Here is an 18,411-nt window from a genome sequence, read left to right as displayed (position 1 = left end):
TGTTTCTGATCAAGGTTTTGTGTCGGCTGGTCGGACATCGCGAATGAATTCGCTCCCACAGTGGACTGTTGTTTCGCCGTGCTGTAGCAGTCCGGCTTGCCAGCGTCATTGACCTTGAGGGCGTCTTCGCGAGCAGGGCTCCCTCCCACGAGATTTGTGGTGTTCGCGGGGGATTGGTACGGAAACGGATTCTGCAGAACAGCGACAGATCCCTGTGGGAGAGATCCGAGGTGACGAGGGTCGCGAAGGCGTCAGACCTGACAGCTCATTGTTGAATGCCCTGACGCATTCGCGGGCAAGCCCGCTCCTACAGATATCCGTGGGCCGCAAGACAGCACACGTTCATCCAGAGTCAGGCCGACCGGTCGGTCGCCTCGGCGAGCTTTTGATTTTGATGTTGGGGCCCCGTTCCAGAAGGCCGAACGCAGGCGATGCGCAGTGGCGCCGAGCGGCATGGATGCCGCGAGAGCCGCGTTGGGCCATGGATGGCCCATTCGCGGCGTGCCCACGGAGCATTGCCGGAGTGAGGGCATGCCGAGCCTGGGCGAGGCACCGTATGGCGGGGATAAGAGCCCTTGGTTACTTGGGGCTTTTCCAAGTAACTCGCCGCCAGGCGAAACAGGGCTGCGTTAGCAGACTCAGCGGAGTATCAGACACGCAAAGGACACAGGTTTTACGACGACTTCGTCGCCGCTCGCAGGACAAGCCAGCTCCTACAAAAATCCGCGTAACTCGCCGTCAGGCGAAACAGGGCTGCGTTAGCAGATCAGCAATCCATCAGACACAACGCGTGCACAGGATTTACGACGACTTCGTCGCCGGTCGCAGGGCAAGCCAGCTCCTACAAGGATCCGCGTAACTCGCCGTGAGGCGAAATCAGGCTGCGTCAGCAGCCTTCCTCACATCTTGAAATTCAACACCAGTTGATTCAACCCCACCGCCAACTGCGACAACTCGGCGCTGGCGGCGGAGGTCTGGTCGGCGCCGGCCGATGTCTGCACCGACAAATCACGAATGCTGGTCAGATTGCGGTCCACCTCACGGGCCACCTGCGCCTGCTCCTCGGTCGCCGAGGCAATGCTGACGTTACGCTCATTGATCTGCACGATCGCCGCCGAAATCTCCGCCAGCGCACGGCCGGCCGCCTCGGCCACATCAAGACTGGCGCGGGCCTGCTCGCTGCTGTGCCCCATCGCCGTGACCGCCTTGCTGGCGCCGGCCTGAATCGACCCGATCATTTTCTCGATCTCCGCCGTCGACTGCTGAGTACGGTGTGCCAGCGCGCGAACCTCGTCCGCCACCACCGCAAACCCGCGCCCGGCTTCGCCCGCACGGGCTGCTTCGATGGCCGCGTTCAGCGCCAGCAGGTTGGTCTGATCGGCGATACCGCGGATCACATCCAGCACACCGCTGATGTTCTGCACCTCAGAGGCCAGACCGTCGATCTCGACCGCCGTGGTGCCGACGGTCGCGTGCAGTTCGTTAATCACCTGCACGGTTTCATCGACCCGGCGGCTGCCGTTTTCCGCGGATTGCGTGGAGTTGCGCGCCGCTTCCGAGGCGTGCGCGGCATTACGTGCGACTTCTTCCACGGCGGCGCTCATCTGATTGATAGCCGTGGCGGCCTGATTGATCTCGTCGTTCTGCCGCTGGATACCGCGCAGGGAGTCCTCGGTCACAGCGGTCATTTCTTCGGAGGTCGAAGCCAGTTGGTTCGACGAATGGGACAGTTCGGAAAGGGTACTGCGCAAGTTTTGCTGCATCACCGACAACGCCTGCAGCAGACGGCCTGGCTCGTCCTTGCCGTCGACAATGATCGGCTTGCCCAGATCGTTGGCGGCAATCTGTTGCGCCACGGCCAGGGCCTTGTTGATCGGTGCCATCAGGCTGCGGGTGAACAGGGTGGCCAGCAGCAGGGTGGCGATCAGGGCGATCAGAATCGCCGCGATGATCACGTAACGCGCCTGGGCTTCGCTCTTGTCCGCTGCAGTATCGGACTCTTTCATCTTCAACTCGGCCAGTTTTGCGACCGCTGCAATGCTTTTGGCCAGCGCATCGGCTGCCACCGTCTGCTCGCCGTCGCCTGCTGCCATACGGTTTGCGACGTCGTCCTGTTTTTTCGCCACCGCCTCCAAAAAGCGCGTGTGCACGGCGAGGTAGCTCGTCAGATTGCCTTCCATGCTCTGATAGGCCGCCAGCCCCGCCTCTGTGAGCAGCAAGGGTTTGAGCCTGCGGACATCGGCCTGCAGATCGCTGCGACCCTGATCGACACGCTGGCGTGCGCGGTTCACGCTTTCGTCATCCTGCGCGGCTCGCAGACTGGTATTGCCCAGACGAATGGTCAACAGGTCGGCCTTGATCCGGTCAACGGCCTGAAGTGTGGGCAGCACGTTGTCTTGCAAGGTTTCGCGGGCTTCTTTCAGGTTCGAGGTCTGCACCAGTGCAAACAACCCGACAGCGGAAATCAGCAGAGCAAAAAAGCCAAAACAGATCAGTGAGCGGGGGGCGATATTGAGGTTGCGCAGATTCATGCGTGCGGGCCTATTCATATATATGACTATTGCCCTATCGACTTGAAACGGTTCAGCTTGAGGGCAAATGGCCATCTATTTTGGCATTTCTGCTTTATTCGAAAGGATTCAGCGGTATTGAATTGATCTGAAACGCCGAAAACAGGCCGCTGAAGTCAGGGCCTGTCCGGTCATCAGGGGAAGGTGAGGGGCGGGCTGAATGCCTGCCCCGTGGGTCGATCACTTCTTGCCGGCCAGCGCCGAGTAGCTGTTCATCAGGTTGCGGTAGTTGGGGATACGCTGCGACAGCAGGTTACCCAGACCTTCGATGTCGTTGCGCCAGTCGCGGTGCAGCTCGCAGGCCACGGCGAACCAGTTCACCAGTTGCGCACCGGCGGCAGACATGCGGTTCCACGCGGCTTGCTGGACGCCTTCGTTGAAGGTGCCGGACGCATCGGTCACCACGAACACATCGAAACCTTCTTCCAGTGCGCTCAGGGTCGGGAAGGTCACGCAGACGTCGGTGACGACGCCGGCGATGATCAGTTGCTTGCGGCCGGTGGCCTTGATCGCCTTGACGAAGTCTTCGTTATCCCAGGCGTTGATCTGGCCAGGGCGAGCGATGTACGGCGCATCGGGGAACATCTCTTTCAGTTCCGGCACCAGCGGACCGTTCGGGCCCTGTTCGAAGCTGGTGGTCAGGATGGTGGGCAGACCGAAGAACTTGCCGCAATCGGCCAGGGCCAGCACGTTGTTCTTGAACTCGTTGGGCGAGAAATCCTGTACCAGCGAGATCAGGCCAGTCTGGTGGTCAACCAGCAGCAGTACGGCGTCGTTCTTGTCCAGGCGCTTGTAAGTAGTCATCGGTGCATTCCTTTTAACTGAGAGAGTAAGTGTTTGAAATCGGCGCCGGCCTTGGCGTTGTGCTCATTGGCTGCGGCATGAGGTGTACTTTAGGGAAGCATCGATTGGCCAACAATCCGGCAAAAAACGAACTCACTGATTCTGTTTTAGGGACAATGTCTGCAAGTGCGCAGGTGAGATCAAAGTGCCGTTAAACTCCGCCGTGCCGTTTCGTATTACCTGTATGACCCGAAAAGGATTCACGCCATGGACAGCACTGCCATCCCCACCTTCACCACCCGCCGTCTCACCCTCACGCCTTTGCAGCTCGAAGACGCATCGGCGATCCAGCAACTGTTTCCGCACTGGGACGTGGTGCGCTACCTCGACAGCCGCGTGCCGTGGCCGTATCCGGACGATGGCGCACTGGCCTATGTGCGCGACCACGCCCTGCCAGCCGTGGCCGAGGGCCGCGAATGGCACTGGATGATTCGTCTGAATGACGATGGTCGCGCCATCGGCAGCATCAGCCTCTACGACGAACCCGGCAACAACCGTGGTTTCTGGCTGGCGCCACAGTGGCAGGGCAACGGCTACATGCGCGAAGCCTGCGAGTTCATCAACGTTTACTGGTTCGAAACCCTGCAACGCCCGGTGATGCAAGTGCCCAAGGCCATCGACAACCTCGCATCACGGCGGGTTTCAGAGCGCGAAGGCATGCGCTTGATCGGCGTGCGGACGGGGCATTTCGTCAGCGGGGAACTGGACAAGGAAATCTGGGAATTGACGCGGGGGGAGTGGTTGGCGCGGCAGTATACGCACGTGGAATGATGGACCTGTGGGAGCGAATTCATTCGCGATTGTCATTTCGACCGACCCAGATCAGTGGCCTGAAATGCCGCATCGCGAATGAATTCGCTCCCACAAAAAGCGTCAGGGAGTCGTCCCGTTGACCCGATTCAAAGCGCAGGCCGTTCCATTTGCACCCACGCCTGCACCGAAGGACGTTGCCATTGGCGCTGGGTATAAGCCACCAGATCGGCAGGTACGTCATCGCCGTTCAGGATCAGGCGATTGAGCATCACCGCAAGGTCGACGTCGGCAATCGACCATTCGCCAAACAGGTATTCCCTGCCGTCGGCCAGCAGATGGTGTGCGGCGTCGATCAGCTTGCGGACAGCCTGTTGACCGGCGGCGGACAGAGGTCCTGCATGGCGGCCATAAAACACCACATGGGTGGAGCGCTCGTCACGGATCGGCAGCAGGTCACTGCGCAGCCAGGCCTGGACCTGCCGGGCTTTGGCGTGCAGGTGCAGATCCCGTGGGTAGACCGGGTTTTCCGGGAAGTTGTCTTCCAGATACTCGGTGATCGCTGACGATTCGGACAAAGCGAAGTCGTCGTCCTCGGCGAAGGTCGGCACCCGCTGGGTCAGGGAAAGGCTGGCGTAGTCGTCGCTCAGGTTTTCCGAGCGGTCCAGGTCCAGGGTCATCAGGTCGAACTCGATGCCTTTCTCGCGCAGCACCACAAAGACGGACATGGCGTAAGGGCTGCAGAATTGCGCATCGACGTACAGGCGTGGGCGGCGGGGTTTCACGGGATGATCTCCATATGCAAGGTCACTGCACGCTACGGGATTGACCGGCATAAATAAAAGTCGGGTTTGTCATGGGCATATTCCGCTGTGGAATACGGCGGGTGATTCAAACGGCAAGACCTGTCGCAGCGATCACGCTATCCACCGCGTGCTATATCCTGCGGCTATCACCGTATTTCCAGCTTTGATTAGACGGTTATCGGTAAGGCCCCGATAGTTGACCCACGACCGACGTTCTCGTTCGAGGCCGTCAACAATAAAAACAACAACACCGAGGTACGCACCCATGGCTCGCAGCAGCGCCGATGTGCCCCTGTCCGCGACAGGCGAAACCTTTGCCCCTTCCCCGACCCGCGCCGCTATCGCGGTCAAGGCCAGCAGTGTGCGCTGGCGCATCTTTGCAATCATTTTCGTGCTGACCATGGTCAACCTGATCGACCGGGTTTCGCTGTCCATCGCCATGCCCACCATCGCCAAGGAATTCACGCTGTCGCCGGCGATGCAGGGGCTGATTCTCAGCAGTTTCTTCTGGGCCTACGCGCTGTTGCAGATCCCCGGTGGCTGGATGATCGACCGCTTCGGACCGCGCCGCGTGATCACCTGGTCGACCGGTTTGTGGGGCACGTTTCAGGTGCTGGCCGGGTTTGCGACCGGTGGTGCTTCGCTGCTGTTTGCCCGGATGTTCCTCGGTGCCGCGGAGGCGCCGCTGTTTCCATCTGGCGGCAAGTTGATCTCGCTGTGGCTGGCGCCGAGCGAGCGCAGTCGCGGTGCGGTGATGATGGACAGCGGCAGCCCGCTGGGCGTGGCGCTGGGCGGCCTGATCATCGCGTACCTGATCGTCTCGCTGGACTCGTGGCGCATGGCGTTTGTCATCGCCGGTGTGGCAACGCTGCTGCTGGGCTGGGTGTCGTGGCGTTATCTGCGTGACGATCCGTCGGTGCATCCGCAAGTCAACGAGGCGGAGCTTGAGAAAATCAACGCTGGCCGTGAAACCCCGGCCGCCGAGGCAGCCCGCGGCAAGGTCAAAGGGCTGGGCATCGCCCTGCGCTCGCTGGTCGGCCTGATGATCGGTCGTTCGACCTGGGCCATGGTGTATTTCGGTCTGCTGACCTGGGGGCCGAGCTACCTGGCCCAGGCCCGTGGCTTCGACATCAAGGGCATCGGCTTTGCCACGTTCGTGATCTTCATCTGCGGTTCGCTCGGTTCGTTGACCGGTGGCTTTCTCTGTGATGGCCTGATCCGCAAAGGCGTGCGCCGTGGCGTGGCGGTCAAGGGTCTGTTGACGTTCTCCGGCGTGATCGCCCTCGGCGCTTTGCTGCTGTTGCCGCAACTGAGTGACCCGATTGCCGCTGTCGCGCTGCTGGCGATGACCGCGTTTTTCTTGATGTGGGGCAGCCTGTACTGGAGCTTCCCGGCGCTGCTGGCGGCACCGGCCCGTGTCGGCCTGGTCGGCGGGGTGATGAACCTGGCGGGCAGCATCGGCGGCATCTTCGTGCCGATTCTGGTCGGGGTGATCCTGCAATTCTTCGGCGGCTTCGGTGCGGTGCTGGGCTTCTTCGCCCTGTGCGCGGCGCTGTTCGTGCTGGCAACCTTGCTGATCGGTCTGGATGGCCAGCGTGAGGTGAGTCATGGCTGAACTGTATTCAGGCCCGATCATCGACGCCCACCACCATTTCTGGGACCCGCAGACCAATTACCACCCATGGCTGGCAGAAGGCGTGAACATTCCGTTTCGCTACGGTGACTACTCGGCGATCAAGCGGCGCTACTTGCCACCGGAGTACTTCGCCGATGCCGGCGAGCACAATGTGGTGCAGACCGTGTACGTGGAAACCGAGTGGGACCCGAGTGACCCGATTGGCGAAACCCGTTTCATCGAACAGATCGCCGCCCGTTACGGCGTGCCCAATGCCGTGGTCGCCCAGGCCTGGCTCGACCACCCGGACGCCATCGCCGTGCTTGCCGAACAGGCGCTGTTCGCCAGCGTGCGCAGTGTGCGGCACAAGCCGGGTGGCCCGGAGTCGCCTGAGCAAGTGGGCGACAAACGCACCTTGATGAGCGATGAACACTGGCGGCGCAGTTACGCCACCCTGCACGACCTGGGCCTGCGTTTCGACCTGCAGACGCCGTGGTGGAACCTGCCGGAAGCCGAGCGGCTGGCGCGGGATTTCCCCGACACCACGCTGATTCTCAACCATGCCGGCTTGCCGTCGGACCGCAGCGAACAAGGCCTGGCCGGCTGGCACCGGGCGATGGCGAAACTGGCCGAACAGCCCAACGTGATGGTGAAAATTTCCGGCCTCGGCCAGCGTGGCAAGCCTTGGCGCGCCGAGGACAACGCCTGGATCGTCAGCGAGATCATCGCCATGTTCGGCTGCGAGCGGGCGATGTTCGCCAGCAATTTTCCGGTCGACAGCCTGTGCGGCTCGTTCGACGACATTTACAGCGGTTTCAAACACATCGTTCGTGATCTGCCGCGTGCCGATCAGGAGCGTCTTTTCTACAGCAACGCGCAGCGCATCTACCGTTGCGAGCCGTGCGCCGTGGCCCGTCCACGGCGGGAACAGATGAGGAGTCAGGCATGAACAAAACCCGAATCGCGATGGTACTCGGTGACCCGGCGGGCATCGGCCCGGAACTGATCGCCCGTTTGCTCAGCGACGAGAAAGTGCGCAGTCAGGCCGAGGTGCTGCTGATCGCCGACGAGGCGGAAATGCGCCGGGGCATGGACATCGCCGGGCTGGCGTTTCCGTATCGGCCGATCAATTCGCTGGAACAGCTGGACTTCAGCGACGACACGCCGCTGTTCTACAACTTTCGCGGCGACGCCGTGGGCGAATTCCCGCGCAGCGAAGCCAGCGCCATCGGCGGTCGCTACAGCCTCGACACCCTGAAAATCGCTCTGCAACTAACTGCGGCGAAAACCACCAACGCCGTGTTGTTCGGGCCGCTGAACAAGACCTCGCTGCACATGGCCGGCATGGCCCACAACGACGAGCTGCACTGGTTCGCCGAGCTGCTTGGCTTCGACGGGCCGTTCTGCGAATTCAACGTGCTGGACAACCTGTGGACCTCTCGCGTGACTTCCCACGTGGCGCTGTCGGCGGTGCCGGGCATGCTCAGTCAGGAGCGAGTGATCGAGGCGATCCGCCTGATCGACACGGCGCTCAAGCGCAACGGCCTGAAATCGCCGCGCATCGGTGTGTGTGGGCTGAATCCGCACAACGGTGACAACGGCTCGTTCGGCCGCGAGGAACTGGACATCATCGGCCCGGCGGTGAAAGCCGCGCAGGCTCAGGGCATCAACGCCGACGGGCCGTACCCGGGTGACACGATTTTCCTGAAAGTGCAGGGCGATGCCAGCGCCTTCGACGCGGTGGTGACCATGTACCACGACCAGGGCCAGATCGCGATCAAGCTGATGGGCTTTTCCCGTGGCGTGACGGTGCAGGGCGGCCTGCCAATCCCGATCACCACCCCGGCCCACGGCACCGCGTTCGACATCGCCGGCCAGGGCAAGGCCAACGTCGGCGCCATCCGCCAGGCGTTCGAGATCGCCTGCCGCATGGGCCAGAGCAACGTCTGAGGGGGCACTCGCTGTACGGATTCAACTGAGGCTTTTTGTGGGAGCGAATTCATTCGCGATGCGGTAGTACATCCGGCACCTCTCTGTCGGCTGGGGCATTTTTCGTCGGAATGCCGCCCAGAATGAATTCGCTCCCACAGGGCACCCTCCAGCAGCACCTCCCACGCAGCACCCCTTGACCGCAAACCGCATTCACGCCCGGTTTGCGGTTTTTTTGGCCTCAATCGCCGTGACTCCATTGCAGACCGATCACGATTCCGGGGCCACCGCACAATCCTGTGGGAGGGAGCTCTGCTCGCGATGGCGGTGGTGCAGTCGACATCACATTGTCTGGACTGACGCTTTCGCGAGCAGAGCTCCCTCCCACAAGGGCAAATGCAAATTCAAGGGCCAGTCACTCCTATAACCACACGCGCAAGTCCTGCTTTCCACCGATCACCTGTAGCTATCACTGGATACGCATAAGTGATTAGCCGAGCCCTGTTCCCGCTGGCTAAATTCCTCCCAACGACGCGCTGCTCCAAGCCTCTGGTCTCGGGCCTGGCGGGTCGAAAAACAATTACAAAAAAGGCCGGCCCCGCGCCTGCGGGATCACTGGCATCGAGGAACACACAGATGACAGCTTCTGTTTCTGCTCAGGCCCTTGACCGGGCTATCGCCAAAAGCCGGCTACGCCTGCTGCCCTTCCTGATCCTGATGTACATCCTGGCCTTCATCGACCGCTCCAACGTCGGCTTTGCCAAGGCCGCGCTGGCCGCAGACACCGGCCTGGGCGATGCCGCGTTCGCCTTCGGTGCGAGCATCTTCTTCATCGGCTATGCCTTCTTCGAAGTGCCGAGCAACTACATGCTGCACAAGCTCGGCGCCAAGGTCTGGCTGTGCCGGATCATGGTCACCTGGGGGCTGGTCTCGGCGGCGATGATGTTCGCCCACAACGCCCAGACCTTTTACGTCCTGCGCTTCCTGCTGGGCGTGGCTGAAGCCGGTTTCTTCCCCGGCATCATCCTCTACCTCACCTACTGGTTCCCGTCGAAAAGCCGTGGTCAGGCGCTGGGCCTGTTCTACTTCGGCCTGCCGCTGGCGCTGGTGCTCGGTAGCCCGCTGTCGGGCTGGCTGCTGGATTTTCATGGCGTATTCGGCCTGACCAACTGGCAATGGCTGTTCGTGGTCGAAGGCCTGATGGCCTCGGCGGTAGGCATCGCCGCCTATTTCTATCTGGTCAACCGCCCGGCTCAGGCCCGCTGGTTGAGCGATGAAGAAAAGCAGGCGCTGGGTACGGCGCTGGCTGAAGAAGACGCCCGGAAAACCGCCAGCCCCCACGGCTTCCTCAGCGCGCTGCGCAACGGTCGTGTGCTGCGTTTCTGCGTGGCGTATTTCACGATTCAGATGAGTGTCTACGGCGTGGTGTTCTACCTGCCGACCCGGATCGCCGGGCTGCTCGACGGTCATGTCGGCCTCAACGTCGGCCTGATCACGGCGATCCCGTGGATCTGCGCGCTGATCGTCACTCGCCTGATCACCCGTTACGCCGACCGCACCGGCCAGCATCGCCGCCTCGCGGTGTGCATGTTGACCATGGCTGCGCTGGGCATCGCTGCCTCGGCACTGGGCACGAGCATGGTGCCGGTGGTGATCGCGTTCTGCTTCGCCGCAGCGGGTTTCGTCTCGGTGCAGCCGCTGTTCTGGACCATCCCCACCAACTACCTGAGCGGTGCTGCGGCTGCTGGCGGGATTGCCCTGATCAACTCCCTCGGCAACCTCGGCGGCTTCGTTGCGCCGAACCTGAAAACCATCATGGAAGCCGGTTTCGGCGACCCGCGTGCAGGCATGTTCGCCCTCGCGGCGGTCGGCATTCTCGGCGCCATCCTGATCGCCCGCTTGAAGCTGCATGACACCCCGACTTCTTCCACTGGGCTGACCTCCGTGCAGGCCGGCTGAACTCCCATCCCGAAGTAGATAGCAAGGAACCGTACTCATGAAAATCAAGGCAATCCGTACCCGCGTCTTCGAATGGAAAGGCAAGGTCGTTCCGCCACAGGCGCATTTCTGCACCAACGCCAGCGACATCCTCTTCGAGCGCGGCGATGCCATGGGCTCCTTCCGTTTCCACGGCTGGCTGGTGGTGGAAGTCGAGACCGACAACGGCATCGTCGGCATCGGCAACTGCGCCCTGGCGCCACGTGTCGCCAAGGAAATCATCGACACCTATCTGGCGCCGATCGCCATCGGTGAAGACCCGTTCGACAACGAATACATCTGGCAGAAAATGTACCGCCAGAGCCACGCCTGGGGCCGCAAGGGCATCGGCATGGCGGCGATCTCGGCCATCGACATCGCTATCTGGGACATCATGGGCAAGGCGGTGAACAAGCCGGTGTTCAAGCTGCTCGGCGGGCGCACCAAAGAGAAGATCTGGACCTACGCCTCGAAACTGTACGCCAACGACAACCTCGACCTGTTCCTCGAAGAAGCCCAGGGCTATCTGAGCCAGGGCTTCACCGCCATGAAGATGCGCTTCGGCTACGGCCCGAAAGACGGCCCGGCGGGCATGCGCCGCAACATCGAGCAGGTGCGCGCGCTGCGTGAGCTGGCCGGCCCTGACGTCGACATCATGCTGGAGTGCTACATGGGCTGGACCCTGGAATACGCCCGCCGCATGCTGCCGAAACTGGCCGAGTTCGAGCCGCGCTGGCTGGAGGAACCGGTGATCGCCGACGACCTGGAAGGCTACATCGAGCTGAAGAAGATGGGCATCATGCCGATCTCCGGCGGCGAGCACGAATTCACCTCCTACGGCTTCAAGGACATGCTCGAACGCCGCGCCGTCGACGTGATCCAGTACGACACCAACCGCGTTGGCGGCATCACCGCGGCGCGCAAGATCAACGCCATGGCCGAAGCCTGGTCGGTGCCGGTCATCCCCCACGCCGGGCAGATGCACAACTACCACCTGACCATGTCCACCACCGCCTCGCCGATGGCCGAGTTCTTCCCGGTGTTCGACGTCGAAGTCGGCAACGAGCTGTTCTACTACGTGTTCAAGGGCGAGCCGCAGCCGGTCAACGGCTACATCCAGCTGGACGACAACAAACCGGGCCTGGGCCTGGAAATCTCCGATGAATACCTGAGCGAGTTCAACATCATCGAGTGATGAAGGCAGGAGGGCGGTGCTGCCGGAACACGGTGGCGCACTCGACACTCATCCGTGGGAGGGAGCCCCGCTCCCACAGGTTCACCCACAGGTCAGTCCTATGTGTTTTGAAAGACCGGACTCTGGAGACAAACAATGCGCCTGATCCAATTCGAAAACAGCCACGGACAACGCCAGGTCGGCGTCGTCGATGGCGCGCAGGTCAGCGTCATCCGCAACACCACCAGCACCCGCGAACTGGCCCTCGCCGCCATCCGCAACCAGCGCAGCCTGCAGGCCGAAGCTGAGAGTCGGGGCAGCGACGCCGGCCCGGATTACGCAGCATTGCTGCAAAACGGCCAGGTCCTGCCACCCCTGGACCACGAAGACCCGGCCCACTGTCTGATCAGCGGCACCGGCCTGACCCACCTGGGCAGCGCCTCGGCGCGGGACAAGATGCACCAGCATGACGGCGCGGTCGAAGCCGGCATGACCGACACCATGAAGATCTTCAAATGGGGCATCGAAGGCGGCAAGCCAGCGGCAGGGCAGGTCGGTGCGCAGCCGGAATGGTTCTACAAGGGCGACGGCAGCATCGTCGTCCGGCCAGGCGCGGATTTCCCGGTGCCGCCGTTTGCCGAAGATGCCGGTGAAGAACCCGAGCTGACCGGTCTGTACGTGATCGGCGACGACGGCCAGCCGTATCGCTTGGGTTATGCCCTGGGCAACGAGTTTTCCGACCACGTCATGGAGCGGCGCAATTACCTGTACCTGGCCCATTCCAAGCTGCGTTTCTGCGCCTATGGCCCCGAGTTGCGCGTGGGCGAGCTACCGCGCCACCTGTCCGGCATGAGCCGCATCGTTCGCGATGGTGAAGTGATCTGGGAGAAGGAATTCCTCAGCGGCGAAGACAACATGTGCCACAGCCTCGCCAACCTTGAATATCACCACTTCAAGTACGCGCAGTTTTTGCGGCCGGGAGATGTACACATTCACTACTTCGGCACCGCGACCCTGTCGTTCGCCGACGGTGTGAAGACCCGCCCCGGCGACCGTTTCCGGATCAGCCTGGATGTGTTTGGAGCGCCGCTGGAGAACGGCATTGGCGAGGGAGAGCGGCCAGTCGGGATCGGGCAGGTGAAATCGTTGTAGCCGTGCTGCTACAGGTCAATGCACAGGACCTTGTAGGAGTGAGCTTGCTCGCGATGGCGGTGTGTCAGTCGCCACATCAGGCACAGAAATACCGCTATCGCGAGCAAGCTCACTCCTACAATCCGTGGTGTTCGAGAGGGCGGGGTTACACTTTCTCCGGCGAAGCCTCGGCAAAATGGTTCACCTGACGCAGGGCCTTGAAACCCACCATCCAGGTGCCCACCACGCCCAGCGTACACAGCCCACCGATCACCGCCGCCGGCACTGCACCAAACAGCGCGGCGCTGCTGCCAGCTCGGAATTCGCCCAGCTCGTTGGAGGAGCCGATGAACAGCATGTTCACCGCGTTGACCCGCCCGCGCATTTCGTCCGGGGTGGAGAACTGCACCAGCGTCGAACGGATATAGACACTGACCATGTCCGCCGCACCGGCAATCATCAGCGCCAGCAACGACAGCCAGAACAGCGTCGACAGGGCGAACACCAGATTCGCCAGACCAAAGATCGCCACGGCAATGAACATCACCAGACCGACATGCCGATCGAACGGGCGCGCCGCCAGATACAGGCCGGTACTGACCTCACCCAGGCTCATCGCACTGCGCAGCGCGCCCAGGCCTTGCGGACCCAGGTGCAGCACTTCGTGGGCGTAGATCGGCAGCAGCGCCACCACGCCGCCCAGCAGCACGGCGAACAGGTCCAGCGAGATGGTGCCGAGGATGATCGGCCGCGAGCGAATGAACGCGATACCCGCGGTGAAGCGCTTCCAGGCGGTAGATTCGAGAATCTGTTTTTTCCCGGCGTACAGCACCGGCACGCGGGTCAGCAGCAACACGCCGGCGATGAAGCTGGCCATGCACACCGTGTAGGTCAGGCCACCGCCGCCCAGTGCATACAGGCCGCCGCCGACCAGCGGGCCGGCGATGGTGGCGATGCGCATGATCATGCTGTTGGTGGCAATCGCCGAGGCCAGTTTTTCCCGTGGCACCACTTGCGGCAGCAGGCTTTGCAGCGCCGGGCCAGTGAAGGCGCGGGCGCAGCCGAACAGGGCCAGGGCGGCGTAGATCAGGCGGGTGTCCTGATGGTGGGTGATGGAAAACAGCATCAGCGCCAGGCTGCAGCTGCCTTGGACCAGCCAACTGATGGTCAGGATCAACTTGCGGTCGTAGCGGTCGATCAGATCGCCGGCTGGCATCAGCAGCAACAGCATCGGGATGAACTGGGCCAGGCCCACGTACGCCAGCGAGATCGGGTCGCGGGTCATGTCGTAGACCTGCCAGGCCACAACCACGGCCTGAATCTGCATGGCGAACACTGCGGCGAGGCGGGCAGTCAGAAAGGCGAAGAAACCGGGTTGCCGAATGATGCTTTCAGAGGCGGATTCGGACGATGACGCGGGCGATTCGGAACTCAAGGCAGGACATCCATCGAAGCGAAAGACGGCCGACTGTTATACACCGCCACGCAGGTATATGCCTGTTACTGTCAGAAATTTAATGATGGATGGTGCGAAAAAAGGGGAAGAGCGAGCCCGTAGCAGTACGGCTTGCCGGCGACAGCGATTCCAAAAACGCCACCGTTTGTAGGAGTGAGCTTGCTCGCGATGGCGTCATGTCAGTCGCCTCATCAGGCACAGACGGATTGTCATCGCGAGCAAGCTCACTCCTACAGGGATGTGGTGCTAGCTAGCGGCGAACCAGCAACACCCCGGATTCCATATGGTGCGTATACGGAAACTGATCGAACAGCGCGCAGCGCTCGACCCGATGGGTGTCGTGCAACTGGGCGATGTTGGCGGCCAGGGTTTCCGGGTTGCAGGAGATGTACAGAATGCGCTCGAAACGCCGGGTCAGCTCGCAGGTGTCCGGGTCCATGCCGGCGCGAGGCGGGTCGACGAAGACGCTGCCGAAGTCGTAGCTCTTCAGGTCGACGCCGGCCAGACGACGGAACGGACGCACGTCATTCAGCGCTTCGGTCAGCTCTTCAGCGGACAGGCGCACCAGCGTGACGTTATCCACAGCGTTGTCGGCCAGATTGCTCAGTGCGGCATTGACCGAGGTCTTGCTGATCTCGGTCGCCAGCACCTTGCGCACGCGGGTCGCCAGCGGCAGGGTGAAGTTGCCGTTGCCACAATACAGCTCCAGCAGATCGTCTTCACGTTCGCCCAGTGCTTCGAACGCCCAGCTCAGCATCTTTTGGTTCACCGTGCCGTTGGGCTGGGTGAACGCGCCTTCCGGCTGGCGATAGCTGAAGGTGCGGCCAGCGACTTCCAGCTCTTCGGTCACGTAATCGCGACCGACCACCAGACGCTGACCCTTGGAGCGACCGATCACGCTGACCTTGAGGTCCGCCGCCAGTTGCTCGGCTTCCTGTTGCCAGGCATCGTCCAGCGGGCGGTGATAGCACAGAGTGATCATGCCGTCGCCGGCCAGGGTGGTCAGAAAGTCCACCTGGAACAGCTTGTGGTTGAGCACCTGACTGGCCTGCCAGCGATCCCGCAGCAGCGGCATCAGCGTATTGATCTGCTGGCTGGCGATGGGGAAGTCGTTGATCAGGATCGGCGTGTACTTGTCGCCTGGCGCAAACATCGCGTAGTGACGCTGGCCGTCTTCGCGCCACAGGCGGAATTCGGCGCGCAGGCGATAGTGCTCGCGCGGCGAGTCGAACACCTGCGGTTCCGGGGCGTCGAACGGCGCCAGCAGTTCACGCAGGCGCGCGGTCTTGTCGGCGAGCTGCTGATCGTAGCTCGCAGGGTCGAACGTAGAACTCATGGGTAGAAGCCCAGCTTGATCACGAACAGGATCGACAACACCACCAGTGCCGAATTCAGCTCACGGCCACGGCCGGACAGCAGCTTGATCACGGTCCAGGAAATGAAGCCGAAGGCGATGCCGTTGGCGATGGAATAGGTGAACGGCATCGCCAGCGCGGTGATCACCACCGGAGCGGCTTCAGTGATGTCGTCCCAGTTGATTTCGGCCAGACCCGAGGTCATCAATACAGCCACGAACAGCAGGGCAGGGGCGGTGGCGAATGCCGGGACGCTGCCGGCCAGCGGTGCGAAGAACAGCGCCAGCAGGAACAGCACGGCGACCACGATGGCGGTCAGGCCGGTGCGGCCGCCGGCGCTGACACCCGCTGCCGATTCGATGTAACTGGTGGTGGTCGAGGTGCCCAGCAGCGAACCGGCCATGGCGGCGGTGCTGTCGGCGACCAGCGCACGGCCCATTTTCGGCATGTGGCCGTCCTTGCCCATCAGGCCAGCGCGCTTGGCGACGCCGATCAGGGTGCCGGAGTTGTCGAACAGGTCAACGAACAGGAAGGAGAAGATCACGCTGACCAGACCGATGTTCAGTGCGCCCGGAATGTCCAGTTGCAGGAAGGTCGGCGCCAGCGAAGGCGGCATCGACACCACGCCACCAAATGGCGAGAAGCCGAGCACGATGGAGACGATGGTCACCGCGAGGATGCCGATCAGCACCGCGCCGCGCACTTTCAGGGCCTCCAGGGCCACGATCAGGGCGAAACCGAGGGTCGCGAGAATCGGTGCCGGTTGTGCCAGATCGCCCAGGCCGACCATGGTCGCCGGGTTGCTGACCACGATGCCGGCGTTGTGCAGGGCGATCAGCGCCAGGAACAGGCCGATACCGGCGGCAATCGCCGAACGCAGCGGCAGCGGGATGCTATTGATGATCCATTCGCGGATGCGGAAGATCGACAGCAGGAAGAACATCACCGCCGAGATGAACACCGCACCCAGCGCGACTTGCCAGGTGTGGCCCATGTGCAGGACCACGGTGTAGGTGAAGAAGGCGTTCAGGCCCATGCCCGGAGCGAGGGCGATCGGGTAGTTGGCGATCAGGCCCATGACCGTCGAGCCGATGGCCGCAGCCAGGCAGGTGGCGACGAAAATGGCGCCCTTGTCCATGCCGGTCTCGCCGAGGATGCTCGGGTTGACGAACAGGATGTAGGCCATGGCCAGGAACGTCGTGACGCCGGCCAGGATTTCGGTGCGCACATTGGTGTTATGTGCCTTGAGTTGAAACAGCCGCTCCAGCATGTGTGGCTTCCTTGGGCGCCCGGCGCCGTGAGTTGAAATCGACTAATAGAGAAAAGCACAGCCTGTCGAAACAGCCTGCAAAAAGGCGTGCACAAATTCTGCCAGTCGAAAAAAGCCGCGCATCATACCAGCAGCGCCGGAGAATGGGGGCGGGTGCTGGTCGGTGGCTGAAATTTGTCTGGATTGCCCCTGCCGCCACCGCCAATCCCTTGTAGGAGCTGGCTTGCCCTGCGACCGGCGACGCAGTCGTCGTAAACCCTGACGACTATGCAGTTCTGACACACCACGTTTGCCGGATTTACGACTGCTGCGCAGCCGGTCGCAGGGCAAGCCAGCTCCTACAGGGAGGTTGTGCAGGGCATGATGTCAACAGGCTACTTTTACCAATGTCGCTCCAGTGCAAACACAGGTCGCGCTGGTGCGTTTTGTTCGCGAGGCTGCTGCGTAATTTGCATCAACGCGGCAGCAATGCATTGTCGTGGGTCTTCAAAGCCTTAAGAAACTGCCGAAAAGAGCTGACTAAAATAACGAGCCGACCCGAGGAGCACGTATGAACAGATTTATCCGTCATATCAGTTGCGGTGTGTTGATGCTGAGCAGTACCGCCTTGATGGCGGCCGAACCCGCCAAATGCCAGAGCGTGCGGATGGGTGTTGTGAACTGGACCGACGTGATCGCCACCAGCGCGGTCGCCGAAGTACTGCTGCAGAACATGGGTTACGACGTCAAACAGACCAGCGCCGCGCAGCAGATCGTCTTCGGCGGCCTGCGTGATGACCGCCTGGACGTGTTCCTCGGCTACTGGAAGCCGGCGATGGACAAGAACATCGCACCGTTTGTCGCGGCCAACCAGGTCAAGGTCTTCGATGCCCCGAGCATGAGCGACGCCCAGGCGACCCTGGCGGTGCCTGACTACGTGGCGGCCGGCGGCCTGAAAACCTTCGGCGACATCGCCAAATTCAAGGACAAGCTGGGCGGCAAGATCTACGGCATCGAGCCGGGCACCGGCGCCAACGCCAATATCAAGGGCATGATCGACAAGAATCAGTTCGGTCTGGGCGGTTTCCAGTTGGTGGAGTCGGGTGAGGCCGGCATGCTTGCCGCCGTACAGCGGGCGATCAAGCGCAAGGAATGGGTGGTCTTCGTCGGCTGGACCCCGCATCCGATGAACATCAACATGAAGATCGATTACCTGACCGGCAGCGAAGACGTGTTCGGCCCGGGCGAAGGCGCCGCGACCGTGTCCGTGGTCACCGCGCCGGATTACGCGACCCGTTGCCCGAACGTCAACAAGCTGATGAGCAACCTGAAGTTCACCGCGGCCCAGGAAAGCCAGATGATGGTGCCGATCATGGACCGCAAGGCGCCGAACGACGTCGCCAAACAGTGGCTCAAGGATCACCCGGAAGACATGAAGCGCTGGCTCGATGGCGTGACCACGTTTGACGGCAAGGATGCCGCGAGCGCCGTGCAGGTGGCGGTGAACAAGTAAAGCCTGACACCGTGGAATCTGTGGGAGGGAGCCCTGCTCGCGA

Annotated in this window: 14 protein-coding genes and 1 pseudogene; 8 read left to right on the top strand and 7 right to left on the bottom strand. The window is 62.0% G+C overall.

Annotated features, from left to right (window positions below; translation table 11 throughout):
- Positions 1-899: 899 nt before the first annotated feature.
- The 3 genes and pseudogenes from ACIPL0_RS26270 to ycaC all read right to left on the bottom strand — a co-directional run bounded on the left by ACIPL0_RS26270 (position 900) and on the right by ycaC (position 3,374).
- Positions 900-1,688: a methyl-accepting chemotaxis protein gene (locus ACIPL0_RS26270; RefSeq protein WP_400596542.1), complete on the bottom strand. Its 789-nt coding sequence runs from the start codon at positions 1,686-1,688 to the stop codon at positions 900-902.
- Between the two features lie 69 nt (positions 1,689-1,757).
- Positions 1,758-2,531: pseudogene (locus tag ACIPL0_RS26265) on the bottom strand (MCP four helix bundle domain-containing protein); the annotation flags it as partial.
- A 219-nt stretch (positions 2,532-2,750) separates the two neighbouring features.
- On the bottom strand, positions 2,751-3,374 hold the full coding sequence (gene ycaC / locus ACIPL0_RS26260) for an isochorismate family cysteine hydrolase YcaC (protein ID WP_400596135.1): 624 nt from the start codon (positions 3,372-3,374) through the stop codon (positions 2,751-2,753).
- Positions 3,375-3,620: 246 nt separating this feature from the next.
- On the opposite strand from ycaC, the gene ACIPL0_RS26255 reads away from it, so the two are divergent.
- On the top strand, positions 3,621-4,184 hold the full coding sequence (locus tag ACIPL0_RS26255) for a GNAT family N-acetyltransferase (protein WP_400596133.1): 564 nt from the start codon (positions 3,621-3,623) through the stop codon (positions 4,182-4,184).
- A 128-nt stretch (positions 4,185-4,312) separates the two neighbouring features.
- Here the strand turns inward: ACIPL0_RS26255 and yfcF are convergent, their stop codons facing one another.
- Complete coding sequence (yfcF, locus tag ACIPL0_RS26250) at positions 4,313-4,948, bottom strand: glutathione transferase (protein WP_400596131.1); 636 nt, start codon at positions 4,946-4,948, stop codon at positions 4,313-4,315.
- A gap of 286 nt (positions 4,949-5,234) precedes the next feature.
- Here yfcF and ACIPL0_RS26245 point away from each other — a divergent pair, with 286 nt between their 5' ends.
- The 6 genes from ACIPL0_RS26245 (at position 5,235) to araD1 (ending at position 12,816) form a co-directional block, all read left to right on the top strand.
- Positions 5,235-6,584: an MFS transporter gene (locus ACIPL0_RS26245; protein WP_400596129.1), complete on the top strand. Its 1,350-nt coding sequence runs from the start codon at positions 5,235-5,237 to the stop codon at positions 6,582-6,584.
- Positions 6,577-7,533, top strand: a complete 957-nt coding sequence (locus ACIPL0_RS26240) for an amidohydrolase family protein (protein WP_400596127.1) — start codon at positions 6,577-6,579, stop codon at positions 7,531-7,533. Before ACIPL0_RS26245 ends, ACIPL0_RS26240 begins: the two co-directional genes overlap by 8 nt.
- Positions 7,530-8,534, top strand: coding sequence for a 4-hydroxythreonine-4-phosphate dehydrogenase PdxA (locus ACIPL0_RS26235; RefSeq protein WP_400596125.1), 1,005 nt, complete (start codon positions 7,530-7,532; stop codon positions 8,532-8,534). The genes ACIPL0_RS26240 and ACIPL0_RS26235 overlap by 4 nt, the downstream gene beginning before the upstream one ends.
- A 615-nt stretch (positions 8,535-9,149) precedes the next feature.
- Positions 9,150-10,472: an MFS transporter gene (locus ACIPL0_RS26230; protein WP_400596123.1), complete on the top strand. Its 1,323-nt coding sequence runs from the start codon at positions 9,150-9,152 to the stop codon at positions 10,470-10,472.
- A 37-nt stretch (positions 10,473-10,509) separates the two neighbouring features.
- Positions 10,510-11,685 carry an L-rhamnonate dehydratase gene (locus ACIPL0_RS26225; protein WP_400596121.1) on the top strand — a complete coding sequence of 392 codons (1,176 nt, stop codon included), beginning with the start codon at positions 10,510-10,512 and terminating at the stop codon, positions 11,683-11,685.
- Between the two features lie 135 nt (positions 11,686-11,820).
- Positions 11,821-12,816 (top strand): AraD1 family protein, encoded by a 996-nt coding sequence (gene araD1, locus ACIPL0_RS26220; protein WP_400596119.1) that lies wholly within the window; start codon positions 11,821-11,823, stop codon positions 12,814-12,816.
- A 145-nt stretch (positions 12,817-12,961) separates the two neighbouring features.
- On the opposite strand, the gene ACIPL0_RS26215 is transcribed toward araD1, so the two are convergent.
- The 3 genes from ACIPL0_RS26215 to ACIPL0_RS26205 all read right to left on the bottom strand — a co-directional run bounded on the left by ACIPL0_RS26215 (position 12,962) and on the right by ACIPL0_RS26205 (position 16,876).
- The gene (locus tag ACIPL0_RS26215; RefSeq protein ID WP_400596541.1) at positions 12,962-14,122 is read right to left on the bottom strand and encodes an MFS transporter; all 1,161 of its coding nucleotides are present in this window, start codon (positions 14,120-14,122) and stop codon (positions 12,962-12,964) included.
- 379 nt (positions 14,123-14,501) lie between these two features.
- On the bottom strand, positions 14,502-15,587 hold the full coding sequence (gene trmA, locus ACIPL0_RS26210) for a tRNA (uridine(54)-C5)-methyltransferase TrmA (RefSeq protein ID WP_400596117.1): 1,086 nt from the start codon (positions 15,585-15,587) through the stop codon (positions 14,502-14,504).
- Positions 15,584-16,876 carry an NCS2 family permease gene (locus ACIPL0_RS26205; protein WP_400596115.1) on the bottom strand — a complete coding sequence of 431 codons (1,293 nt, stop codon included), beginning with the start codon at positions 16,874-16,876 and terminating at the stop codon, positions 15,584-15,586. Before ACIPL0_RS26205 ends, trmA begins: the two co-directional genes overlap by 4 nt.
- Before the next feature lie 550 nt (positions 16,877-17,426).
- Between ACIPL0_RS26205 and choX the strand changes: the two genes are divergently transcribed.
- On the top strand, positions 17,427-18,368 hold the full coding sequence (gene choX / locus ACIPL0_RS26200) for a choline ABC transporter substrate-binding protein (RefSeq protein ID WP_400596113.1): 942 nt from the start codon (positions 17,427-17,429) through the stop codon (positions 18,366-18,368).
- Positions 18,369-18,411 lie beyond the last annotated feature (43 nt).

The sequence above is a fragment of the Pseudomonas sp. NPDC090208 genome (assembly GCF_044746785.1).
In the GTDB taxonomy this organism is placed as follows: domain Bacteria; phylum Pseudomonadota; class Gammaproteobacteria; order Pseudomonadales; family Pseudomonadaceae; genus Aquipseudomonas.
The sequence above is the reverse complement of the archived record's forward strand: the minus strand, read 5'-3'. Positions and strand labels throughout refer to the sequence as shown.

Bases quoted from the DNA above. Each gene is read 5' to 3' on its own strand.
- ACIPL0_RS26270 (WP_400596542.1), bottom strand. From the start codon at position 1,688: ATGACCGCTGTGACCGAGGACTCCCTGCGCGGTATCCAGCGGCAGAAC.
- ycaC (WP_400596135.1), bottom strand. From the start codon at position 3,374: ATGACTACTTACAAGCGCCTGGACAAGAACGACGCCGTACTGCTGCTG.
- ACIPL0_RS26255 (WP_400596133.1), top strand. From the start codon at position 3,621: ATGGACAGCACTGCCATCCCCACCTTCACCACCCGCCGTCTCACCCTC.
- ACIPL0_RS26245 (WP_400596129.1), top strand. From the start codon at position 5,235: ATGGCTCGCAGCAGCGCCGATGTGCCCCTGTCCGCGACAGGCGAAACC.
- ACIPL0_RS26240 (WP_400596127.1), top strand. From the start codon at position 6,577: ATGGCTGAACTGTATTCAGGCCCGATCATCGACGCCCACCACCATTTC.
- ACIPL0_RS26235 (WP_400596125.1), top strand. From the start codon at position 7,530: ATGAACAAAACCCGAATCGCGATGGTACTCGGTGACCCGGCGGGCATC.
- ACIPL0_RS26230 (WP_400596123.1), top strand. From the start codon at position 9,150: ATGACAGCTTCTGTTTCTGCTCAGGCCCTTGACCGGGCTATCGCCAAA.
- ACIPL0_RS26225 (WP_400596121.1), top strand. From the start codon at position 10,510: ATGAAAATCAAGGCAATCCGTACCCGCGTCTTCGAATGGAAAGGCAAG.
- araD1 (WP_400596119.1), top strand. From the start codon at position 11,821: ATGCGCCTGATCCAATTCGAAAACAGCCACGGACAACGCCAGGTCGGC.
- ACIPL0_RS26215 (WP_400596541.1), bottom strand. From the start codon at position 14,122: ATGCAGATTCAGGCCGTGGTTGTGGCCTGGCAGGTCTACGACATGACC.
- trmA (WP_400596117.1), bottom strand. From the start codon at position 15,587: ATGAGTTCTACGTTCGACCCTGCGAGCTACGATCAGCAGCTCGCCGAC.
- ACIPL0_RS26205 (WP_400596115.1), bottom strand. From the start codon at position 16,876: ATGCTGGAGCGGCTGTTTCAACTCAAGGCACATAACACCAATGTGCGC.
- choX (WP_400596113.1), top strand. From the start codon at position 17,427: ATGAACAGATTTATCCGTCATATCAGTTGCGGTGTGTTGATGCTGAGC.